The sequence below is a fragment of the Klebsiella sp. ZJOU C1 genome (genome assembly GCF_035620215.1).
Taxonomy (GTDB): Bacteria; Pseudomonadota; Gammaproteobacteria; order Enterobacterales; family Enterobacteriaceae; genus Klebsiella; species Klebsiella variicola.
Window position 1 is genome coordinate 3,993,337 of sequence record NZ_CP141644.1, and the last position, 21,016, is coordinate 4,014,352.

Annotated in this window: 17 protein-coding genes, 6 tRNA genes, 1 other RNA gene and 1 pseudogene; 15 read left to right on the forward strand and 10 right to left on the reverse strand. The window is 56.0% G+C overall.

Translation table 11 applies throughout. The features are described 5' to 3' along the window. Positions 1-24: 24 nt before the first annotated feature. Complete coding sequence (gene alaC, locus SPE70_RS19070) at positions 25-1,239, reverse strand: alanine transaminase (protein ID WP_008803894.1); 1,215 nt, start codon at positions 1,237-1,239, stop codon at positions 25-27. 88 nt (positions 1,240-1,327) lie between these two features. Between alaC and SPE70_RS19075 the strand changes: the two are divergent. The 3 genes and pseudogenes from SPE70_RS19075 to SPE70_RS19085 form a co-directional block, all read left to right on the forward strand. Then, positions 1,328-1,502, forward strand: a pseudogene (locus tag SPE70_RS19075) (phytanoyl-CoA dioxygenase); the annotation flags it as partial. A 120-nt stretch (positions 1,503-1,622) separates the two neighbouring features. After that, the gene (locus SPE70_RS19080) at positions 1,623-3,320 is read left to right on the forward strand and encodes a sensor histidine kinase (protein ID WP_012540955.1); all 1,698 of its coding nucleotides are present in this window, start codon (positions 1,623-1,625) and stop codon (positions 3,318-3,320) included. An 11-nt stretch (positions 3,321-3,331) separates the two neighbouring features. Then, the gene (locus SPE70_RS19085) at positions 3,332-4,069 is read left to right on the forward strand and encodes a LytR/AlgR family response regulator transcription factor (protein WP_012967486.1); all 738 of its coding nucleotides are present in this window, start codon (positions 3,332-3,334) and stop codon (positions 4,067-4,069) included. Positions 4,070-4,121: 52 nt separating this feature from the next. On the opposite strand, the gene glk is transcribed toward SPE70_RS19085, so the two are convergent. Continuing rightward, positions 4,122-5,087: a glucokinase gene (glk, locus tag SPE70_RS19090; RefSeq protein ID WP_012540954.1), complete on the reverse strand. Its 966-nt coding sequence runs from the start codon at positions 5,085-5,087 to the stop codon at positions 4,122-4,124. Between the two features lie 263 nt (positions 5,088-5,350). Here glk and SPE70_RS19095 point away from each other — a divergent pair, with 263 nt between their 5' ends. Beyond that, the gene (locus SPE70_RS19095; protein ID WP_022066014.1) at positions 5,351-6,586 is read left to right on the forward strand and encodes an ion channel protein; all 1,236 of its coding nucleotides are present in this window, start codon (positions 5,351-5,353) and stop codon (positions 6,584-6,586) included. On the opposite strand, the gene SPE70_RS19100 is transcribed toward SPE70_RS19095, so the two are convergent. Next, a complete protein-coding gene (locus tag SPE70_RS19100; RefSeq protein WP_022066013.1) occupies positions 6,583-8,244 on the reverse strand; it encodes an alpha-keto acid decarboxylase family protein in 1,662 nt (553 codons plus the stop codon). The two genes, SPE70_RS19095 and SPE70_RS19100, sit on opposite strands and share 4 nt — an antisense overlap. Before the next feature lie 180 nt (positions 8,245-8,424). Here SPE70_RS19100 and mgrA point away from each other — a divergent pair, with 180 nt between their 5' ends. Both mgrA and SPE70_RS19110 read left to right on the forward strand, forming a co-directional pair. Next, positions 8,425-9,417 (forward strand): L-glyceraldehyde 3-phosphate reductase, encoded by a 993-nt coding sequence (gene mgrA, locus SPE70_RS19105; RefSeq protein WP_032730868.1) that lies wholly within the window; start codon positions 8,425-8,427, stop codon positions 9,415-9,417. 130 nt (positions 9,418-9,547) lie between these two features. Continuing rightward, positions 9,548-9,901, forward strand: coding sequence for a DUF2502 domain-containing protein (locus SPE70_RS19110; protein WP_008803887.1), 354 nt, complete (start codon positions 9,548-9,550; stop codon positions 9,899-9,901). Between the two features lie 57 nt (positions 9,902-9,958). On the opposite strand, the gene SPE70_RS19115 is transcribed toward SPE70_RS19110, so the two are convergent. After that, positions 9,959-11,200, reverse strand: a complete 1,242-nt coding sequence (locus SPE70_RS19115; protein ID WP_012540951.1) for an Nramp family divalent metal transporter — start codon at positions 11,198-11,200, stop codon at positions 9,959-9,961. A gap of 346 nt (positions 11,201-11,546) precedes the next feature. Here SPE70_RS19115 and nupC point away from each other — a divergent pair, with 346 nt between their 5' ends. Next, complete coding sequence (gene nupC / locus SPE70_RS19120) at positions 11,547-12,749, forward strand: nucleoside permease NupC (protein ID WP_012540950.1); 1,203 nt, start codon at positions 11,547-11,549, stop codon at positions 12,747-12,749. A gap of 48 nt (positions 12,750-12,797) precedes the next feature. Here the strand turns inward: nupC and SPE70_RS19125 are convergent, their stop codons facing one another. The 3 genes from SPE70_RS19125 to SPE70_RS19135 form a co-directional block, all read right to left on the reverse strand. Next, entirely contained in the window at positions 12,798-14,969 is a 2,172-nt protein-coding gene (locus tag SPE70_RS19125; RefSeq protein WP_012967481.1) for an EAL domain-containing protein, read from the reverse strand. A gap of 209 nt (positions 14,970-15,178) precedes the next feature. Next, positions 15,179-15,254: transfer RNA gene (locus SPE70_RS19130), tRNA-Ala, on the reverse strand. Positions 15,255-15,295: 41 nt separating this feature from the next. Next, positions 15,296-15,371: transfer RNA gene (locus tag SPE70_RS19135), tRNA-Ala, on the reverse strand. Positions 15,372-15,590: 219 nt separating this feature from the next. Here SPE70_RS19135 and SPE70_RS19140 point away from each other — a divergent pair. Then, a complete protein-coding gene (locus SPE70_RS19140; protein ID WP_008803883.1) occupies positions 15,591-15,944 on the forward strand; it encodes a YfeC-like transcriptional regulator in 354 nt (117 codons plus the stop codon). Between the two features lie 3 nt (positions 15,945-15,947). After that, positions 15,948-16,340 carry a MerR family transcriptional regulator gene (locus SPE70_RS19145; RefSeq protein ID WP_043875455.1) on the forward strand — a complete coding sequence of 131 codons (393 nt, stop codon included), beginning with the start codon at positions 15,948-15,950 and terminating at the stop codon, positions 16,338-16,340. Between the two features lie 53 nt (positions 16,341-16,393). Here SPE70_RS19145 and gltX read toward each other — a convergent pair whose 3' ends face one another. After that, positions 16,394-17,812, reverse strand: coding sequence for a glutamate--tRNA ligase (gene gltX, locus SPE70_RS19150; protein WP_008803881.1), 1,419 nt, complete (start codon positions 17,810-17,812; stop codon positions 16,394-16,396). A 259-nt stretch (positions 17,813-18,071) separates the two neighbouring features. Here gltX and SPE70_RS19155 point away from each other — a divergent pair. The 5 genes from SPE70_RS19155 (at position 18,072) to SPE70_RS19175 (ending at position 18,703) form a co-directional block, all read left to right on the forward strand. Then, positions 18,072-18,147, forward strand: a tRNA-Val gene (locus SPE70_RS19155). A 45-nt stretch (positions 18,148-18,192) separates the two neighbouring features. Continuing rightward, positions 18,193-18,268: transfer RNA gene (locus SPE70_RS19160), tRNA-Val, on the forward strand. Between the two features lie 46 nt (positions 18,269-18,314). Next, positions 18,315-18,390, forward strand: a tRNA-Val gene (locus tag SPE70_RS19165). Between the two features lie 4 nt (positions 18,391-18,394). After that, positions 18,395-18,470 (forward strand) — tRNA-Lys (locus tag SPE70_RS19170). A 95-nt stretch (positions 18,471-18,565) separates the two neighbouring features. After that, positions 18,566-18,703, forward strand: a non-coding RNA gene (locus SPE70_RS19175) — RtT sRNA. Between the two features lie 83 nt (positions 18,704-18,786). Here SPE70_RS19175 and SPE70_RS19180 read toward each other — a convergent pair. Then, positions 18,787-19,713, reverse strand: a complete 927-nt coding sequence (locus SPE70_RS19180; RefSeq protein ID WP_008803880.1) for a LysR family transcriptional regulator — start codon at positions 19,711-19,713, stop codon at positions 18,787-18,789. Positions 19,714-19,801: 88 nt separating this feature from the next. On the opposite strand from SPE70_RS19180, the gene SPE70_RS19185 reads away from it, so the two are divergent. Then, positions 19,802-20,800 carry a bile acid:sodium symporter family protein gene (locus tag SPE70_RS19185; RefSeq protein WP_064170363.1) on the forward strand — a complete coding sequence of 333 codons (999 nt, stop codon included), beginning with the start codon at positions 19,802-19,804 and terminating at the stop codon, positions 20,798-20,800. Here SPE70_RS19185 and SPE70_RS19190 read toward each other — a convergent pair. Next, positions 20,797-21,015, reverse strand: coding sequence for a DUF3820 family protein (locus SPE70_RS19190; RefSeq protein ID WP_002913440.1), 219 nt, complete (start codon positions 21,013-21,015; stop codon positions 20,797-20,799). The genes SPE70_RS19185 and SPE70_RS19190 overlap by 4 nt on opposite strands. Between the last annotated feature and the right edge of the window lies 1 nt (position 21,016).

Sequence of the window (21,016 nt, forward strand, 5' to 3'; positions counted from 1 at the left end):
TGTTATGGCGTATTCGCCGAAGCGCTAGCTCGCGGCGGGCAGCAAGCCATCGGCGCGGAACATCGCCTTGATGCCACGGATCGCCTGGCGCGTACGGTCCCGGTTTTCGATCAGCGCGAAGCGGACGTGAGTATCGCCATAGTCGCCAAAGCCTATCCCCGGCGAGACGCAGACCTTCGCTTCATTAAGCAACTTTTTCGCAAACTCCAGCGAGCCCATGGCAGCGTAAGGTTCCGGTATTTTTGCCCAGACGTACATGGACGCTTTCGGACATTCCACCATCCAGCCGGCTTCGTGGAGCCCTTTCACCAGCACATCGCGACGGCGCTTATATTGTTCGGCAATTTCACGCACGCACTGCTGATCGCCCTCAAGGGCAGCGATCGCCGCCACCTGCAGCGGCGTAAACGTGCCATAGTCGTGATAGCTTTTGATGCGAGCGAGGGCATTCACCAGGGTCTTATTGCCGACCATAAAGCCAATGCGCCAGCCGGCCATGTTATAGCTTTTCGACAGGGTAAAGAACTCGACGGCGACATCGCGCGCGCCGGGCACCTGCATGATGGAGGGCGCTTTCCAGCCGTCATACACGATATCGGCATAGGCCAGATCGTGGACGACCAGGATGTCATACTGCTTCGCCAGGGCGACGACCTTTTCAAAGAAGTCCAGCTCCACACACTGCGCCGTTGGATTCGAGGGAAAACCAAGGATCATCATCTTCGGCTTCGGGTAACTCTCGCGGATGGCGCGTTCCAGCTCGTTAAAGAAATCCACCCCTTCCACCAGCGGCACCGAGCGCACCTGCGCCCCGGCAATCACCGCGCCATAGATGTGAATCGGATAGCTGGGGTTTGGCACCAGCACCGTGTCGCCATGATCCAGGGTCGCCAGCATCAGGTGCGCCAGCCCCTCTTTCGAACCAATGGTGACGATCGCTTCCGATTCCGGATCGATGTCAACGTTATAGCGTTCTTCATACCAGCGTGAAATGGCGCGACGCAGGCGCGGGATCCCCCGCGAGGTAGAGTAACCATGGGTATCAGGCCGTTGGGCAACGGTGCAAAGTTTTTCCACGATATGCGGCGGCGTCGCGCCATCGGGATTGCCCATACTGAAATCAATAATATCCTCGCCGCGCCGGCGCGCAGCCATTTTCAGTTCAGCAGTAATATTAAAAACGTACGGGGGGAGACGATCGATACGCGTAAAACGGCGTTCAGGACTGGATTCAGCCATAGGTTCCTCTGATTAACGTTAGCGCCCGGACCGTCCGAGCGACGCTGCCGCTGTTGCGGCTCGTTTAGAAAATAACCTGAAAAAAAACATGTTGTCGAGAGGGCCGGTAAAAAATATTCCCTGGCATATAAAACGGGTATCGACGGCGCTAAATACGGCAGTTCATCGCCGGAATAGTCCAGAGTTGTACAAAGAGTGGTAACACATTGATATCTTTCTTAACACAGAATTTTATCGTTAAAAGCCAGGGCTGCCGCTCTCGCGGTGGCCCCCCATCAATCCCCTTTAAAAAGTATGCCTTTTCCTCATTATATTTCTGCGGCTGGTCTTCTGCCGTCAGGTTTTTTATCATGTTCTTTTCTGGCCACTGACGCGGCACACCCATGCACGAAATTTTTACGATGATGCTGGCGGTCTATGATCGTGCGGCCCTGATGCTTATTTGCCTGTTTTTCCTCATTCGCCTGCGCCTGTTCCGCGAACTGTTGCATAAGTCGGCCCATACGCCGAAAGAGCTGCTGGCCGTGACCGCCATTTTCTCGCTGTTCGCCCTGTTCAGCACCTGGTCCGGCGTTCCGGTGGAAGGCTCGCTGGTAAACGTACGCATTATCGCCGTCATGTCCGGCGGGATCCTGTTTGGTCCGTGGGTAGGGGCAATTGTCGGGGTAATTGCCGGCGTACACCGCTACCTGATTGATATCGATGGCGTCACCGCCGTGCCCTGCTTTATCACCAGCATTGTCGCAGGCCTGCTGTCAGGATTGATTAACCGTAAAGTGGCCCGCGATCAACGGTGGAAAATCGGCATTCTGGCCGGCATGGTGTGTGAGACCCTGACCATGATCCTGGTGGTGGTCTGGGCGCCTTCCCTGAGCCTCGGCCTGGATATCGTCTCTAAAATTGGTATCCCGATGATCCTCGGCAGCGTCTGCATCGGTTTTATCGTGCTGCTGGTGCAGAGCGTGGAAGGGGAAAAGGAGGCCAGCGCGGCGCGGCAGGCAAAACTGGCGCTCGATATCGCTAACAAAACCCTGCCGCTGTTTCGTCACGTTAACAGCGATTCTCTGCGCCAGGTATGCGAGATTATCCGCCGTGACATTACCGCTGACGCGGTGGCGATCACCAATACCGAGCATGTGCTGGCCTACGTGGGCGTGGGGGAGGCCAACTATCAACACCACGACGATGTCATCAGCCCTACCACCCGGCAGGCGATTCGTTATGGGAAAATCATTATAAAAAACAATGATGAAGCCCACCGCACGCCGGAGATCCACTCCTTGATGGTGATCCCGCTGTGGGAAAAAGGGGTGGTGACCGGCACGCTAAAAATTTATTACTGCCACGCCCATCGCATCACTTCGACGCTGCAGGAGATGGCGATTGGCCTGTCGCAAATAATCTCCACCCAGCTGGAAGTCTCCCGCGCCGAACAGCTGCGCGAGATGGCCAACAAAGCGGAGCTGCGCGCCCTGCAAAGCAAAATTAACCCGCATTTTTTATTCAATGCCCTGAACGCGATCTCCTCCTCGATTCGCCTTAATCCGGACACCGCGCGCCAGCTCATTTTTAATCTGTCACGCTACCTGCGCTATAACATCGAATTAAAAGACGATGAGCAGATTGATATCAAACGAGAGCTGTATCAGATCAAAGATTATATCGCCATTGAACAGGCGCGATTCGGCGACAAGCTGACGGTCATCTATGATATTGACGACGACGTCAGCTGCGTGATCCCGAGCCTGCTTATCCAGCCGCTGGTGGAGAATGCCATCGTTCATGGTATCCAGCCCTGTAAAGGCAAGGGGGTGGTGACGATCGGCATTAACGAGTGCGGCAATCGGGTTCGCATCAGCGTTCGCGACACCGGCAACGGCATCGATCCCGCCGTGGTCGCTCGCGTGGAAGCCGACGAAATGCCGGGAAATAAAATCGGCCTGCTTAACGTTCATCACCGGGTGAAGCTCCTCTACGGCGAGGGGTTGCATATCCGCACCCTGACGCCAGGAACAGAAATCGCCTTTTATGTCCCCAATCAACACACGCCGCAGGCGCTGACGGAGTCTCTGTTGTCATGAGCGGAGAAAAGATGAAAGTTATTATTGTGGAAGATGAGTTTCTGGCTCAGCAGGAGCTCTCCTGGCTTATCAACACCCACAGCCAGATGGAGATCGTCGGCAGCTTTGACGATGGCCTGGACGTGCTGAAGTTTCTCCAGCACAACAAGGTCGATGCCATTTTTCTCGATATCAATATTCCGTCGCTGGACGGGGTTTTGCTGGCGCAAAACATCAGCCAGTTTGCCCATAAGCCTTTTATCGTTTTTATCACCGCGTGGAAAGAGCACGCCGTGGAAGCCTTTGAGCTGGAGGCGTTTGACTACATCCTGAAGCCCTACCAGGAGTCACGCATCATCAATATGCTACAAAAGCTAACCGCCGCCTGGCAGCAGCAAAATAACGTCGCTGCGGGAGCGACCAGCGCGGCGCCACGAGAAAACGACACCATCAATCTGATAAAAGATGAACGAATAATCGTCACCAGCATTCATGATATTTATTATGCCGAGGCGCATGAAAAGATGACGTTCGTCTATACCCGCCGGGAGTCATTCGTCATGCCAATGAACATCACCGAATTCTGCAGCAAACTGCCCACCGCACATTTCTTTCGCTGCCACCGCTCGTACTGCGTGAATCTCAGCAAGATCCGCGAAATTGAGCCGTGGTTTAACAATACCTATGTGCTGCGCCTGCGCGACCTTGAATTTCAGGTGCCGGTGAGCCGCAGTAAAGTGAAAGAGTTTCGCCAGCTGATGAATCTGTAGAGGCGGGAAGTCCCGCCATCCGGGCTACGACGGTAGCCCGGGAGGGATGCGCTTATAACACCTGGCCCAGCGTCTGACGCAGATGCGCGCCAGAGCCCAGCAGGCCCGGGTTTTCATGCACGATCAGGTAAACCGGAATATCCTGAACATAAGCTTTGAAACGGCCTTTGTCTTCAAAACCGCCGCGGAAGCCGGAGGCTTTAAAGAACTCCAGGAAGCGCGGCACGATGCCCCCGGCGATATACACGCCGCCAAAGGTCCCGAGAGTCAGCGCCAGGTTTCCGCCGAAGCGGCCCATAATGACGCAGAACAGCGATAGCGCCCGGCGACAGTCGGTACAACTGTCCGCCAGCGCTCGCTCGGTGACCTCGCGTGGCTGCAGGTTTTCCGGCAGGCGGCCATCAGACTTCACAATCGCGCGGTACAAATTGACCAGTCCGGGACCCGAGAGCACGCGTTCTGCGGAAACATGCCCCAGCTCGGCGCGCAGCTCTTCCAGAATAATCCCCTCTTCTTCGCTGTTCGGCGCAAAATCGACATGACCGCCTTCGCCCGGCAGGCTGACCCAGCGCTTGTCAACGTGCACCAGATGCGCCACGCCAAGCCCGGTTCCGGCGCCATAAACGGCGATCGGTTTGCCCGCTACCGGAGCGCTGCCGCCAAACTGAATGAGGTGCTCGGCTTTCAGCATCGGGATGGCCATGGAAACGGCGGTAAAATCGTTAATTATCTCCAGATGGGCAAAGCCAAGGTTGCGCTTCATTTCAGCGATGGAGAAGGCCCAGGTATGGTTGGTCATCGCTACCCAGTCGCCGGTGATCGGGCAGGCAATGGCGATACAGCCTTCGTTGACGGTCACCTGGTGCTCCTCCAGATAGACGCGCACCACCGCCTCCAGACTGGGATAATCGAGCCCGGAATAGGTCTTAGCACGAGAGATCTCTCCGCTCGCCAGATCACATAGCGCCAGGCGGGCGTTGGTCCCCCCGACATCTCCTACTAAAGCAAATTTTGTCATTCCGTTACGGCTCCGCTAAAGTCAAAATAATTCTTTTGGCACACTGTAAATTCATGGCGGCTTAACAACAACGTCCAACGCGCAGACGCCCCTTGTTTAGCGACACAGGTCACATTTAGTTTGTAATCTATGCAAGGTAGTCGGTAAACGACGCCGCGGGAATCAGACGCCGCCTTAACTTTATCGTTTCAGCACCATTTGCATCGACGGCCCCTACCGACGAAGGCAAAGTAGTGCTTCAGAACTTTGACAAGGACATTTTCATGCTCCATCCTCGCGCCAGAACAATGCTGATCCTGTCGGTGCCGGCCATCCTGATAGGTATCGCCTGCAGTCTGATCCTGATCGGCGCGATGAAGGTTGCCGCGCTGCTACAGCGCGTGCTGTGGAGCAATCTGCCCACCCAGTTGGGGATCAGCGCTGACAGCCCGCTATGGATTATCGCCATGCTCACGGCGACAGGGATCGCCGTGGGCCTGGTCGTCCGCTACAGCCCGGGACACGCCGGGCCGGATCCGGCGACCGAATCGCTCATTGGCGCCCCCATTGCCACCGGCGCGCTGCCCGGGCTGCTGGCCGCGCTGATCCTCGGCCTTGCCGGCGGCGTCAGTCTCGGCCCGGAGCATCCGATTATGGTGGTGAATATTGCGCTGGCCGTCGCCGTCGGTTCACGGCTGTTTCCGCGCGTCAGCTCGCTGGACTGGACCATCCTCGCGGCCTCAGGCACCATCGGCGCCCTCTTCGGCACCCCGGTGGCCGCCGCGCTGATTTTTTCGCAAACCCTCAACAGCAGCAACGAGTCGCCGCTGTGGGATCGTCTTTTTGCGCCGCTGCTTGCCGCCGCCGCGGGCGCGCTGACGACCGGGCTGTTTTTCCACCCACATTTCACGCTGCCGATCCCCCATTATGGCCAGATGCACTTCGTCGATATCATCAGCGGCATGATCGTCGCTCTGATTGCTATCGCCGTCGGCATGGTGGCCGTCTGGTGTCTGCCGCGCCTGCACGCCCTGATGCATCGCCTGAGACATCCCATCCTGACGCTGGGCATCGGCGGGCTGCTGCTGGGGATCCTGGGGACTATTGGCGGGCCCTTAACGCTGTTTAAGGGGCTGGATGAGATGCAGCAGCTGGCTTTCAGCCAGACGCTAACCGCCGCGGATTTTCTGCTCATCGCGCTGGTCAAACTGGCTGCCCTGGTGCTCGCCTCCGCCAGCGGTTTCCGCGGTGGGCGGATTTTCCCGGCGGTCTTCGTCGGGGTGGCGCTGGGGCTGATGCTGCATGCCCACGTGGATGCCGTGCCAGCGGCGATCACCGTCTCCTGCGCGATCCTCGGCATGGTGCTGGTCGTCACCCGCGACGGCTGGCTTAGCCTGTTTATGGCCGCCGTGGTGGTCCCGGATACGACGCTGCTACCGCTGCTGTGCATTGTGATGCTCCCGGCCTGGCTGCTGCTGGCCGGGAGGCCGTTGATGATTGCCAAACGACATACCGACTAAACGCGGCTGTTTCGTTCCTCCAGCGCCTGCGTCACCGCACGCAGGAAATCGGGGATATCCATTTTCGGTAGCATCACTTCGACCAGGGTAAGGGTATCGGAGGTGATGCTTTCCGCCATCGCTTCCCGTAGCTCAGCCGTGTGCGTGACCCGCCAGCAGCGAGAAACAACGTCCGGGGCGAAAGCTTCCGGCAGCCGCTGCCAGTCCCACAGGGCGATGTCATTGTAGCGCTGCTCAGGGCCATGAATCGCCCGCTCCACGGTATACCCTTCGTTATTCAGCAACAGAATAAGCGGTTTTTGCTTATCGCGAAGCATAGAGCCCATCTCCTGAATCGTGAGTTGGGCAGCGCCATCGCCGACAATCAGCACCACCCGCCGCTCTGCCGCCGCGGTTTGCGCGCCATAGGCCGCCGGGAGGGTAAAACCAATCGATCCCCACAGCGGCTGGACGATCAGCGATGCCTCAGAGGGGAGCTTAAGCGCCGCGATGCCAAACGCCGCCGTCCCCTGATCGGCGAGGATAATATCGCCGGGGCGCAGCGCATCCTGCACTGTCGACCAGAAATTCTTCTGGGTTAACTCGCCTTCGCCCTCCTCTTCCACTTCCGGCGCCACGACCTGAGGCGCCGCCCACTCCGCCGCCAGCGGGGCGGAAAGCGTCATTAATGCAGCCAGAGCTTGATCCATCGGCACGCCGCTGAACCAGTGGTCGCCCACCCTGACGGCGAAGGGCTGGATCTCAATGGTCTTCTCCCGCGCCAGATGCTGGGTGAATCCCGCGGTGATAGTGTCGGTGAAGCGCGTACCAATGCAGATGATGGTGTCGGCGTTTTCAATCGCCTCCCGGGTCTGCGGGGCGCTGGCGATCCCGCTATAGGTCCCGACAAACCCGCTCAGCTGCTCATCGAACAACCCCTTGCCCATTAGCATGGTGGCGTGAGCGATGGGGGTTTTCGCCACCCACTCCCGGAGCGTGTTCTGCAGACCATAGCGTTGCGCCAGGAAATCCGCCAGCAGAGAAATGCGTCGGCTGCCCCGCAGCAGGCGGCTGGCATGTTCGCGGAACCCGGCGAGCTGGTTTTCATCCGCCGGAGCGGGCTCCACCAGTAAGCGCTGGGCTGGGGCAATCGCTGCTGCTCTGGCGACATCGGCCGGCAGCATCAGATAGCCGGGCCGATGATGCGTCAGCATATCGCGCAGGACACGGTCGATCTCATGGCAGGCGTTGCCGGCGGTCAGCAGCGCCTGGCTGCAGGTGATCTGCTCGCTCATGCGGGCGAAATGGCGAAAATCGCCATCGCCGAGGGTATGGTGCAGCAGTTCGCCACGCTGCTGAGCGCCGGTAGAGGGCGCGCCGACGATATGCAATACCGGAATATGTTCCGCATAGCTACCCGCAATGCCGTTCAGCGCGCTCAGTTCGCCGACGCCGTAGGTGGTCAGCAGCGCACCGGCCCCTTTGATGCGCGCATATCCGTCAGCGGCATAGGCCGCATTCAGCTCGTTGGCGCAGCCGACCCAGCCTAATGCGCTGTGCGCGATGACGCGATCGAGAAACTGTAAGTTGTAATCCCCTGGTACGCCGAACAAGCGGTCAATACCGCAGTCAACGAGGCGATCCAGCAGATAATCCCCAATAGTGTAGGTCGGTTGCATGTCCATTATCCTCATTTTGGTGCAGGTGTAATTTGAGTATTGAATAAGCGATCCGCCTGTCCAGAAGGGGGACGATAAAGCCGGTGTAAAGCAATAGTTACGCCCAAAAAGCGGTGTACTCCACGCAAAACATTGATTAGTGTAAACGCATACACACCCTGTTTTATCTGCGGAGGAAGAATGGTTTACCAGGCAAGCACCACGCGATATCAAACGATGGAATATCGTCGCTGCGGTCGCAGCGGCCTTCAGCTCCCGGCGATTTCTCTCGGCCTGTGGCACAACTTTGGCGACGAAACGCGCGTGGAGATCAGCCGGCAGATGCTCCTGCACGCGTTTGACCTTGGCATAACTCATTTCGACCTCGCCAACAACTATGGGCCGCCGCCGGGTTCAGCAGAGAGCAATTTTGGCCGCATTCTGAAAGAGGCGCTCCAGCCCTATCGCGATGAGTTGATCATCTCCACCAAAGCGGGCTACACCATGTGGGACGGCCCGTACGGCGACTGGGGCTCACGCAAATATCTGGTGGCCAGTCTTAACCAGAGCCTGCAGCGCATGGGGCTGGAGTATGTCGATATTTTTTATCATCACCGCCCGGACCCGCAGACCCCACTGATGGAAACAATGCGTGCGCTCGATCATCTTGTCCGTCAGGGTAAAGCGCTGTACGTCGGGATCTCCAACTATCCGCTGGCCCAGGCGCAGGAGGCGGTGAAGATCCTTAACGACCTCGGTACGCCCTGCGTCATTCACCAGCCCCGCTATTCGATGTTCGAACGCAGTGCGGAAGAGGGGCTGCTGGATTTTCTGCAGACGGAAGGGGTGGGAAGTATAGCGTTTTCACCGCTGGCGGGCGGACAGCTTACCGATCGCTATCTGAACGGTATCCCGGCCGACTCTCGCGCCGCCAGCAGCAGTCGTTTTCTGCAGCCGGAGCAACTGACCGCCGCGCGATTAGAAAAAATTCGTCAGCTAAATACGATAGCGGAAGAGCGCGGGCAGAAGCTGTCGCAGATGGCGCTGGCCTGGGTTCTGCGCGAGGAGAAAGTGACCTCCGTGCTGATCGGCGCCAGCAAAACCACGCAGCTGGATGATGCCGTCGGCATGCTGCAGAATCGCCATTTCAGCACCGAAGAGTGCGCGGCCATCGACGCCATCCTTGCGCTGTAAAGCAAATGTTACTTTAGCAAAAAGTGCTCTTTTCTGCGCTTTCGGAGTTCGTCCGATGCGGCGGGTCTTTACCGGCCCGTAATATCAGGTTAACAGGCCGCTTACGGCCCCGATCGTGAAGGAGAAGAGTATGTTCAGGTCACTGATTCTGGCAGCAGTACTGCTGGCCGCAGCGCCACTAGTCGCTAACGCTGGTGAAATCACCCTGCTGCCATCGGTAAAATTACAAATAGGCGATCGTGACAATTACGGTAACTACTGGGACGGTGGCGGCTGGCGCGACCGTGATTACTGGCGTCGTCACTATGAATGGCGTGATAACCGTTGGCATCGACATGACAACGGCTGGCACCGCGGCTGGGACAAGGGTAAAAATAAAGCCTGGGAGCGCGGCTATCGTGCTGGCTGGAGCGACCGCGACGACCACCGCGGCGGCTGGGGACGAGGCCCGGGCGGACGTGGCCATGGCCATGGTCATCACTAACAGACGAAAAGGGGAGCCCATTGGCTCCCCTTTGCTTTAACCAGCGCGGGTCAAGAACTACGCCACGCCGAGCAGCGATCCCACAATTAACCAGCCGTTCAGACTCACCACAATGGCGACAATCACCCAGCCAGTGACTCTCACCCAGCGGGTATTCACCAGGTCGCCCATCAGTTGCGCATTGCTGGTAAATATCAGCAGCGGCACCAGAGCAAGCGCAATACCAAAGCTCAGCAGCACCTGACTCATCACCAGGATACGCGTAGGATCCAGCCCCAGCAGGATCACCACAAACGACGGCAGCATGGTGACCGCCCGGCGAAACCACAGCGGAATATGAAAGCGGATAAACCCCTGCATGACGACCTGCCCTGCCAGGGTACCCACTACCGTCGATGATAAACCTGCAGCGACCAGGCTCAGACCAAAGATGGTCGCCGCCGCGTGGCTCAGCAGTGGCTCCAGCGTTCTGTAAGCCTGATCGAGATCGGCGACGCCGGTATGGCCGTTGAAATGGAATGCCGCCGCGGCGGTCGCCATCATCGCCAGGTTGACAAACCCGGCAATGGTCATGGCGATCGCCACATCCCAGCGGGTCGCGTTATAGCGTTCTTTCCGCGTACCGCCGTGCAGATGCTGGGTAAGCGAGGAATGTAAGTAGATAACGTGCGGCATAATGGTCGCCCCCAGTACCCCGGCGGCTAAGAATACCGCCTCGCCGTTGGGCAGCGTAGGGATCACCAGCCCTTTTGTCAGGGGGGCCAGCGCGGGCTGAGAAAAGATCAACTCCACGACATAGGCCACAGCGACAAACAACAGCAGCCCGCCGATCACCTTCTCCAGCGGCTTTTGCCCGCGCCGCTGCAGCATCAGGATCAGGAAGGTCGCCACCCCGGTCAGCACCGCCCCCTGCAGAAGCGACACGCCCAGTACCAGCTTAAAGCCAATCGCGGCGCCGATAAATTCAGCCAGGTCGGTGGCCATCGCAATGATTTCCGCCTGCACCCAATAGAACCACACCACCGGGCGCGGGTAATGGTCACGGATCTGCTCGGCCAGATTTTTGCCGGTGGCAATGCCCAGTTTGGCAGAGAGCACCTGGATCAGCATCGCCATCAGGTTGGCCCATACCACGACCCACAGCAGCTGATAGCCAAAGCTGGCGCCAGCCTGAATGTTAGTGGCGAAATTACCGGGGTCGATATAGCCAATGGCAGCGACGAAAGCGGGCCCCATGAGGGCGAGCTTCACCTTGCGCGCGGCGCGACTACTGCTATTCTCAACGCGACTGCTAGTCATCTTCTGCCTCTGGAAATATAGCCTTTGCTATGTTTCATGCTATCAAAATGCGAATGATTATCAAGTTCATTTAAAATGGAGATAATGATTGCTGTGATAGGCGGGAACAATAGCTGGCCGGAAATGAAAAACGGGCGTTAGAACACGAGAGCGTGCCCAGTACTAAGAGTAGTACAAGAATGCAACTTTTAAAACCTTTACGTAACATAACAAAAGTGGATGTTTGATCACTATTTTTGCCATTGGTCACAGTTCCTTGCAATAGTGTGCAATTGATCTCGTTTTCTTTAAAGCCGTTGCATAGAATGTGCACGGAAATTTAACCTGCCTCATATTTGGAGCAACTATGGACCGCGTCTTGCATTTTGTCCTCGCGATCGTTGTGGTGGCTATACTGGCCCTGTTGGTCAGTCACGACCGTAAAAAGATCCGTATTCGTTATGTTGTTCAACTGCTTGTCATCGAAGTCCTGCTGGCCTGGTTCTTCCTGAACTCCGATATTGGTCTGGGTTTTGTGAAAGGCTTCTCTGAGATGTTTGAAAAGCTTCTCGGGTTTGCCAACGAAGGGACAAACTTCGTGTTCGGCAGCATGAACGATAAAGGTCTGGCCTTCTTCTTCCTTAAGGTTCTGTGCCCTATCGTCTTCATTTCCGCGTTGATCGGTATTTTGCAGCATATTCGTATTCTGCCGATTGTCATCCGTGCCATCGGTACCGTTCTGTCGAAAATCAACGGCATGGGCAAGCTGGAATCCTTCAACGCCGTGAGCTCGCTGATCCTCGGTCAGTCGGAAAACTTTATCGCCTATAAAGATATTCTCGGCAAAATGTCGCGCAACCGCATGTACACCATGGCGGCGACGGCGATGTCCACCGTGTCGATGTCGATCGTAGGCGCGTACATGACCATGCTGCAGCCGAAGTATGTCGTCGCGGCGCTGGTGCTCAACATGTTCAGCACCTTTATCGTTCTGTCATTGATTAACCCGTACCGCGTGGAAGAGAGCGAAGAAAATCTGCAGATGTCGAATCTGCACGAAGGCCAGAGCTTCTTCGAAATGCTGGGCGAGTACATTCTGGCGGGCTTTAAAGTCGCGATTATCGTGGCGGCGATGCTGATCGGCTTCATCGCGCTGATCTCGGCCCTGAACGCCCTGTTCGCCACCGTGACCGGCTGGTTCGGCTACAGCATCTCCTTCCAGGGGATCCTCGGCTATATCTTCTACCCGGTTGCCTGGGTGATGGGTGTGCCGGCAAGCGAAGCGCTGCAGGTGGGCAGTATTATGGCCACCAAGCTGGTCTCCAACGAATTCGTCGCCATGATGGATCTGCAGAAAATCGCCTCGACGCTCTCTCCGCGTGCGGAAGGCATTATCTCTATCTTCCTGGTCTCCTTCGCCAACTTCTCATCTATCGGCATCATCGCCGGGGCGATCAAAGGCTTGAACGAAGAACAGGGTAACGTGGTTTCTCGCTTCGGTCTGAAGCTGGTCTACGGCTCCACGCTGGTTAGCGTGCTGTCCGCTTCGATTGCGGCACTGGTTCTGTAACAGGCGCCTATCATCTGAGCCGGGCAATGCCCGGCTTTTTTTTACCCGTCATTCGCCCAACGGCTGAGGCTTACCGACCAGGTAACCCTGGAGATAATTCACGCCCAGTTCCAGCAAGCGCGCTTTTTGCGGTTCGCTTTCGACATATTCCGCCACCACGCTCATCTGTTTCGCCCGCGCCATTTCGACAATCGATTTCACCATAATGGCATCCAGCGGGTCCGTCAGAATGTCGCGGACGAAGCAGCCGTCAATCTTAATGATATCGGCCTGCAGATGCTTCAGTCGTTCATAGTTCGCATAACCGGTGCCAAAGTCATCAATGGCGATGGCGCAGCCAAACGCGCGCAGCGCGTCGAGATTTTGCTGGCTGGTGTCGGCATTGGAGAAGGCCTGCTCTTCGGTCACCTCAATGGTGATAAGATCTGGCGAAATGCGATAGCGTTGAAACAGCGCGATAATCTGCGCCGCGCTGTCTTTTTGCATCAGGGTTGAAGGCAGCAGATTGACCGAGAACCGCTGGCCGGGATGCTGATGGAGCGAACTGAACAGGGTCTCCAGCACCAGCATGTCAAAACGCTGGCTGAGGTTAAACTGCACAATCAGCGGAATAAACTGATCCGGCATAATGACGCCGTCACCACAGCGCATGCGCGTGAGGATCTCATGATAGCCCTCCCCCTCCGCGTTTTGAATCGGTTGCGCATAGAGCACCAGCGCCCGCTCTTTGAGAACCTGCTTGACGCGCATCAGGAGGCGTACCTGCTCGGTGGTTTGATCCACCACCAGCTCCTGCTCCTCATCCAACGCCAGTACCCGGCGTTCACTGCCCGCCTGTTCGGAAAGCCAGCTGAGCTGGCCCAGCATCTGGTGCAGCGTCTCACCCTGACCGTCATCACGGCTCCATGCCGCGCCAAACTCAAGATCCAGCGGCTGATTATGCCAGCTGAACTTTTTGTGGTTGAGGATGGCGACCATATGGTTTAGCCGCGCCGCAGGGTCCGGCCCGTCAAGCACGAGGATCAATTCGCTGCCGGGAACCTGGAAGACTTTATCCGTTGCCCCCAACAGCGGCTGAAGCGCCCGGATGATTTGCCGTTTACAGTCCACGCCCATCATTAGCCCATAATGTCGGCTAAGAAAATCGAGATTATCGATACGCAAGCTGCAGATAGCCTGCAGAGGACTGCTCTGTAAATGGCTCACCAGCGCGCGCAGATTAGGTAAGCCCGTCAGCGGATCCTCTTCCGCCTGGCTACGCCAGCGGCGTTTATTGCGATCGCTGCGGGCATAGGTGTCTGCCATATAAAACAAACAGATAGTGAAGGAGATCAGGACTGACAGCACAAAGGATAATGAATACTCGCTCTGGACGCCCTGGAGAAAGTTTTTATTATACACCACCAGCAAAAAGGCTGAGACAGACCATGAAATACGCAGCAGCGCATGACCAATCCGGCTAATCCCGATAAAGTAGACAATAAATATCACCGGAACTAAATAACCGGCAATAAATTCAGACTGATACGGCGCACACAGTAAAGTTAATAAAAGCGCCAGCGAGATAAACCAATATAGGGTAAAAGAACGATGTTTGGGTGCCAGCCATGGTAAACATTCCTGACGCCAGAAACGTCGGGCATAGTGCGGACTGATAATCATCCGCATTGGATAATAAAGAAACGTCGTAAAAATTAATGCCGCGCTGATTAAACTTTGGATATCTATTACGGTATAAATCAACGGCATACTACCAAAGTAACTGGTAATAGATAATGGAAACGCAAAATATTGCCCGGCAAGGTACATGGTGATTTTCAACAGCACCGGCGCGAAGAAGCCGCCCCAGAAGATCCGCGCCCCCATATGTTTCGCCGTGGGGCCACACCGCCAGCGCTTGCCCACCATCAGGCGTAAAACAGCGCAGGAGACAAACACAGCAAACAGCTGACAAAAGAGCAGAATAAGCGCCTGTGACAGCGTTAATTCAATGAGAAAGCTATTGGTAATGGCAAACGCGAGAATTAATGGTGCGATCGCATAGCGGCCAAAGATAAAAATAACAGAAAACATCACGCTGATTGGTAGCCAGGCAATATAAATAAGATTGCCATCAATAACCGTTTGCGGTGAAATAAAACGAGCCAGCGGAATAGCGACTAAACTGACGAGAAAGGCCAACAGAGTTTTTTTGATATTAATGTTAATTTTATCAAGCATTATTGTTAATTAAAACTCCGGCAACCTCATTACGTTTAATGGGGGAAATGTTATGTTGCTTATTTAGGGCAGGCAAGGTGAATTATCAGGAAAAAGTCTGAAATTACTTTCGATTTTAATAGCTGGAGATTAACTGACTTAACCAGAAAGTGCTTTACATGAAAACAGCTAAAAACAAAAACCCCCGCCGAGGCGAGGGTTCTGAATTTTGGTGGAGCTAAGCGGGATCGAACCGCTGACCTCTTGCATGCCATGCAAGCGCTCTCCCAGCTGAGCTATAGCCCCACAGGACCTCTTTACGAACCAAATCTGCTGGGTGCAGAATTTGGTGGAGCTAAGCGGGATCGAACCGCTGACCTCTTGCATGCCATGCAAGCGCTCTCCCAGCTGAGCTATAGCCCCGTAACGTAAAGCGTGTCGTGTTGACGGGCGGCATAATATGAATTCCTCGCTCAGGTGTCAACGGCAAAATTATCCTTCGCAATTCAATCGCTGAAAAAGCAGGCAACTTGCTGACATTGCGAGCCTTATCGCAGCCAGAAGTTAAACAGGTCACTTTTTCACGTAAAAGGATGCTATAACATGTGCAGCTAATTCCCATACATTTACTCAGGAAATAGTATGCTCAAGGAACGAATGACACCTGAAGAAATCGCCCACCTGACCGGCTATAGTCGGCAAACCATCAATAAATGGGTGCGGAAAGAAGGCTGGCAAACCTCTCCGCGGCCTGGCGTCCAGGGTGGCAAAGCGCGGCTGGTCCATGTCAATGAGCAAGTCAGGGAGTTTATCCGCAGCGCTCAGCGCGTGGCAGAGACACCAGGCGCCTATTCTACCCACGACAGCGATCTGGAATCGCTGCTGCTGACCCTTAGCAAAGAGCTCACTCCCAGCGAGCAGAAGCAGCTGATGTCGCTGTTGCTGCGCGAAGGGATCACCGGGTTACTGCTTCGGTTAGGGATCCGCGATCGGTAAAGCATGATGAAACTGAAAGATAAAATGACACCCGCAGAGCTCGCCGACTGCCTGGGACTGGCCAGACAAACGATCAATCGCTGGGTTCGCCAGCAAAAATGGCGCACGGAAGCGATACCCGGCGTCAAAGGAGGACGCGCGCGACTGGTGGTCATCGACAAACCGGTGCTCGAATTTCTGACCAACGCGCCTGCCAGGCGACACCTGTTTACCGACAATCATCTGGCGGAATCGCCCGGTGCTTATCTGGTCAATGAGGCAGACGTGGTCTGGCGGCAAATCACAGAAACCCTGCAGCTGATGACCCCGGCCGAACGGCTGCAGCTTCGCGATCTGCTGGCCCGGGAAGGGATTAGCGGCTTTCTTGCCCGCCTCGGCATCGCCAGCCCGGTGTAACAGACAAAAAAAACGGCAGGGGTAACCCTGCCGTTGTTTCATCCACGTCCCAATCAGGACGCCTGACCTTCACGTTCAGCGATAAAAGCCAGCGCTTTATTGATACGCTCCACGCTACGCGATTTACCGATAGCGTGGACGGTGACGTCAAGCGCAGGAGACTGCCCTGCCCCGGTAACCGCCACGCGCAGCGGCATGCCGACTTTACCCATGCCGACTTCCAGCTCATCAGCGGTTGCCTGAATTGCATGGTGGACGTTCTCCGCTGTCCAGTCGCCGATCGCCGCCAGCTTGTCGCGAACCACTTCCAGCGGCTGACGCGCCACCGGACGCAGATGTTTCTTCGCCGCATCGGCATCGAACTCAGCGAACTCTTCATAGAAGTAGCGGCAGCTCTGAGCAATCTCTTTCAGCGTTTTGCAACGCTCGCCCAGCAGTTTCACCAGCTCGGCCAGCTGTGGGCCATTACGGGTATCGATATTTTCCTGCTCGATGTGCCACTGCAGATGCGTCGCCACGTATTCCGCCGGCAGCGTATTGATGTAGTGATGGTTCAGCCACAGCAGTTTGTCGGTGTTGAACGCACTCGCGGATTTGCTGACCGCCCCCAGCGAAAAGAACTCGATCATCTCTTCGCGGGTGAAGATCTCCTGATCGCCATGGGACCACCCCAGACGTACCAGATAGTTAAGCAGCGCTTCCGGCAGGTAGCCATCGTCACGATACTGCATCACGCTCACCGCACCGTGGCGTTTGGACAGTTTTTTACCGTCATCGCCGTTGATCATCGACACGTGGGCGTAAACCGGCACCGGCGCATTCAGCGCTTTGAGGATGTTGATCTGGCGCGGTGTGTTGTTGATATGATCTTCACCACGGATCACATGGGTGATCGCCATATCCCAGTCATCTACCACCACGCAGAAGTTATAGGTCGGGGAACCATCGGTACGACGAATGATCAGATCGTCCAGCTCCTGGTTGCTGAACTCGATAGGTCCGCGGATCTGATCGTCAAAGATCACCGACCCTTCCTGCGGGTTGGCAAAACGCACCACGCACGGCTCATCGTCGGCATGATGCTCGTGGCTATGGCGGCAGCGGCCATCGTAACGCGGCTTCTCACCGTTCGCCATTTGCTCTTCGCGCAGCGCTTCCAGACGCTCTTTCGAGCAATAACATTTATAAGCGGTGCCAGCTTCCAGCATCTCATCGATCACGTTGTTATAACGGTCGAAACGTTTGGTCTGGTAATAAGGGCCCTCATCCCATTGCAGATTCAGCCAGTTCATGCCATCCATGATGGCTTCAATTGCTTCCGGGGTGGAGCGTTCGAGATCGGTGTCTTCAATACGCAGCACAAACTCACCGCCGTGGTTACGAGCAAAAAGCCAGGAATAGAGAGCAGTACGCGCACCGCCAACGTGCAGATAGCCTGTTGGGCTTGGCGCGAAGCGAGTTTTGATTTTCATGAATTGGCCTTACGTTTAATAAAGATGCCGATAGCCGGCAATGTCCGGTGGAAATTATGGGTCAATATTCTAACACCGTGGGCTGATTCCTCAATGTTGATCCCGTCGGAACGTCACGGTTTGCCATTTTTGTTTATAAATCATGCTACGCCGCCGGTTTTACGATCGCTTTGTTTAATTTTACGACGAACGAACGAATTCTTTAGAAAAGGCGTTGACTCATTTTCAACTCTCCCTATAATGCGACTCCACACAGCGGGGGTGATTAGCTCAGCTGGGAGAGCACCTCCCTTACAAGGAGGGGGTCGGCGGTTCGATCCCGTCATCACCCACCACTACTTAACGTAGTCTCCGCCGTGTAGAACAGAAAATTGAGAAGTGGGTGATTAGCTCAGCTGGGAGAGCACCTCCCTTACAAGGAGGGGGTCGGCGGTTCGATCCCGTCATCACCCACCACTTTCTCGCCAGCTGGATTTTCTGTCAAAATGTGAAGTACCGAAGTGGGTGATTAGCTCAGCTGGGAGAGCACCTCCCTTACAAGGAGGGGGTCGGCGGTTCGATCCCGTCATCACCCACCACTTCGGGTCGTTAGCTCAGTTGGTAGAGCAGTTGACTTTTAATCAATTGGTCGCAGGTTCGAATCCTGCACGACCCACCAATGTAAAAAGGCGCCCTAAAGGCGCCTTTTTGCTATGCGCCGAACTCAACGATTCGACAAAATTGTCGGGAACAATTTTGAACGACGCGGCAGCGTTGGCCCGCAGGGCGAGTCTCAGGATGAGACGAGTTTCTCTGCAGCAGGTTCGGGTCGAACGCAGTGAGACAACGGAGCCGCTTGCGGCGACGGCCCGAAGGGCGAGGCCAAGCCGAGTCATCCTGCACGACCCACCAATGTAAAAAGGCGCCCTAAAGGCGCCTTTTTGCTATGCGCAGTTTGCGGTCTTGCCGCGAGTTCCCCCGCAGCACTCCCCCTGTCAGCGCTGATACAGCGGATCTTCCACCCTCGCAGCGGTTAAATTTGCCCCTTCTTCACGCACAATTTCCCATAACGCCTGAGCGGCGGTCGACAGCGAGCGATTTTTCCGGCATGCCAGCATCAGTTGCCGCTCCATCACCGGGGTCAGCCGCTTCACCGTCAGATGGCTCCCCTGCGGTAACGGCAGCGCCAGCGCCGGCAGAACGCTGATGCCAATTCCCGATTCTACCATCGGAAACAGCGTTGCCGGGTGACCAATCTCCTGCACAATGTTCGCCCGGATAGCCAGCCGGCTAAGGGCCGCATCAATCAGCGGACGGCTGCCGGAGGCATAGTCCTGCAGGATCAGTCTCTCATCCTGCAGCGCTTGCCACGGCACCTCCGTCAGGCCGGCAAAAGGATGATCCTCCCGGCAGAGCAGCAAAAAAGGTTCCGCCAGGACCACTTCACACTGCAGATCTGCCGCCGGGCCGGGGTCGATCACAATGCCGAAATCCACTTCCCCATGGCGAATACTCTCCAGCACCCACTGCTGGGGCCGATCGTGCAACACAAAATCGATATCTGGATAACGACGGTTGCTGTGAGCAATACACTGCGGAATCAGGTGAGCGGAAATCGTCTGACTGGCGGCGACCTTGACGGTACCGCTCATCTGCTGGCCGACGCGCCCGGCGTCGCGCAGGGTAATCGTCAACTCATCGAGCAAACGCTCCAGCCGCCCCGCCAGCTGCTGACCCGCTTCGGTGAGCACGACTTCGCGAGTGGTACGGTCGAGTAGCCGGACGCCGGTCTGATGCTCCAGCTCCTTAACGCTATGGCTGACGGCCGACTGACTTAAGCCAATCATCTCCCCTGCCCGGCTGAAGCTTCTGGCCCGGGCGACGGTGACGAATACTTTTAACTGACGCAGAGAGTAATTCATCTTTTTTATTCATGAATAGATGCAATAAATCAATTTTATTTCTCAAATGAAAAAAAGCACAATAGCGCATCTCTTTTCAGGAGCGTTTATGAAACTTTTCCGCATTCTCGATCCGTTTACGGCAACCCTGGTCACCGTTGTCCTGCTGGCCTCATTCTTCCCCGCCCGTGGCGCTTTCGTTCCCTTCTTTGAACATCTGACCACCGCCGCCATTGCCCTGCTGTTTTTTATGCACGGCGCTAAACTCTCCCGGGAAGCGATTATCGCCGGCGGCAGCCACTGGCGTTTGCATCTGTGGGTGATGTGCAGCACCTTTATACTCTTCCCGGTACTCGGGGTTCTGTTTGCCTGGTGGGCGCCGGTGAATATCGATCCGATGCTCTACAGCGGCTTTATCTATCTGTGCATTCTGCCGGCCACCGTGCAATCCGCTATCGCCTTTACTTCGCTGGCCGGAGGCAACGTCGCGGCGGCGGTGTGCTCAGCCTCGGCCTCCAGCCTGCTGGGGATCTTTGTTTCACCGCTGCTGGTGGGCGTCCTGATGAACCTTCATGGCGCAGGCGGCAGCCTGGAGCAGGTCGGTAAAATCATGCTGCAGCTGCTGCTGCCTTTCGTACTCGGTCACTTATCACGGCCGTGGATCGGCAACTGGGTGGCGAAGCATAAGAAGTGGATTGGTAAGACCGACCAGACCTCGATTCTGCTGGTGGTTTACTCCGCCTTTAGCGAGGCAGTGGTGAATGGCATCTGGCATAAAGTCGGTCTGGGATCGCTGCTGTTTATCGTGGTGGTCAGCCTGGTGCTGCTGGCCATTGTCATCGCTGTTAACGTGTTCGTCGCCCGCCGCTGCGGCTTTAACAAAGCCGATGAGATTACCATCGTCTTCTGCGGTTCGAAAAAGAGTCTGGCCAACGGCATCCCGATGGCCAATATTCTCTTCCCGACCTCCATCCTCGGCATCATGGTGCTGCCGCTGATGATCTTCCACCAAATCCAGCTGATGGTCTGCGCAGTGCTGGCGCGGCGCTACAAGCAGCAAACCGATGCGCGTCTCGCTGAGGAAAAGGCCAACGCCGCCAAAGCTTAACGCGCTTTCTTCAGGGGCTGAACCAGATCGCTCAGCCCCTCGGTTTTAATCAGCAGGGTCAACGCCATCAGCTCGCCGAGATGGCCGGCAGGAAACTGATCCTTACGCGCAAACCACAGTAAATACTCTTCCGGGACATCGATTAAACGACGTCCCTTGTATTTACCGAACGGCATCTCAGTATTGGCTATTTCGACCAGCTGCGCTTTATCCACG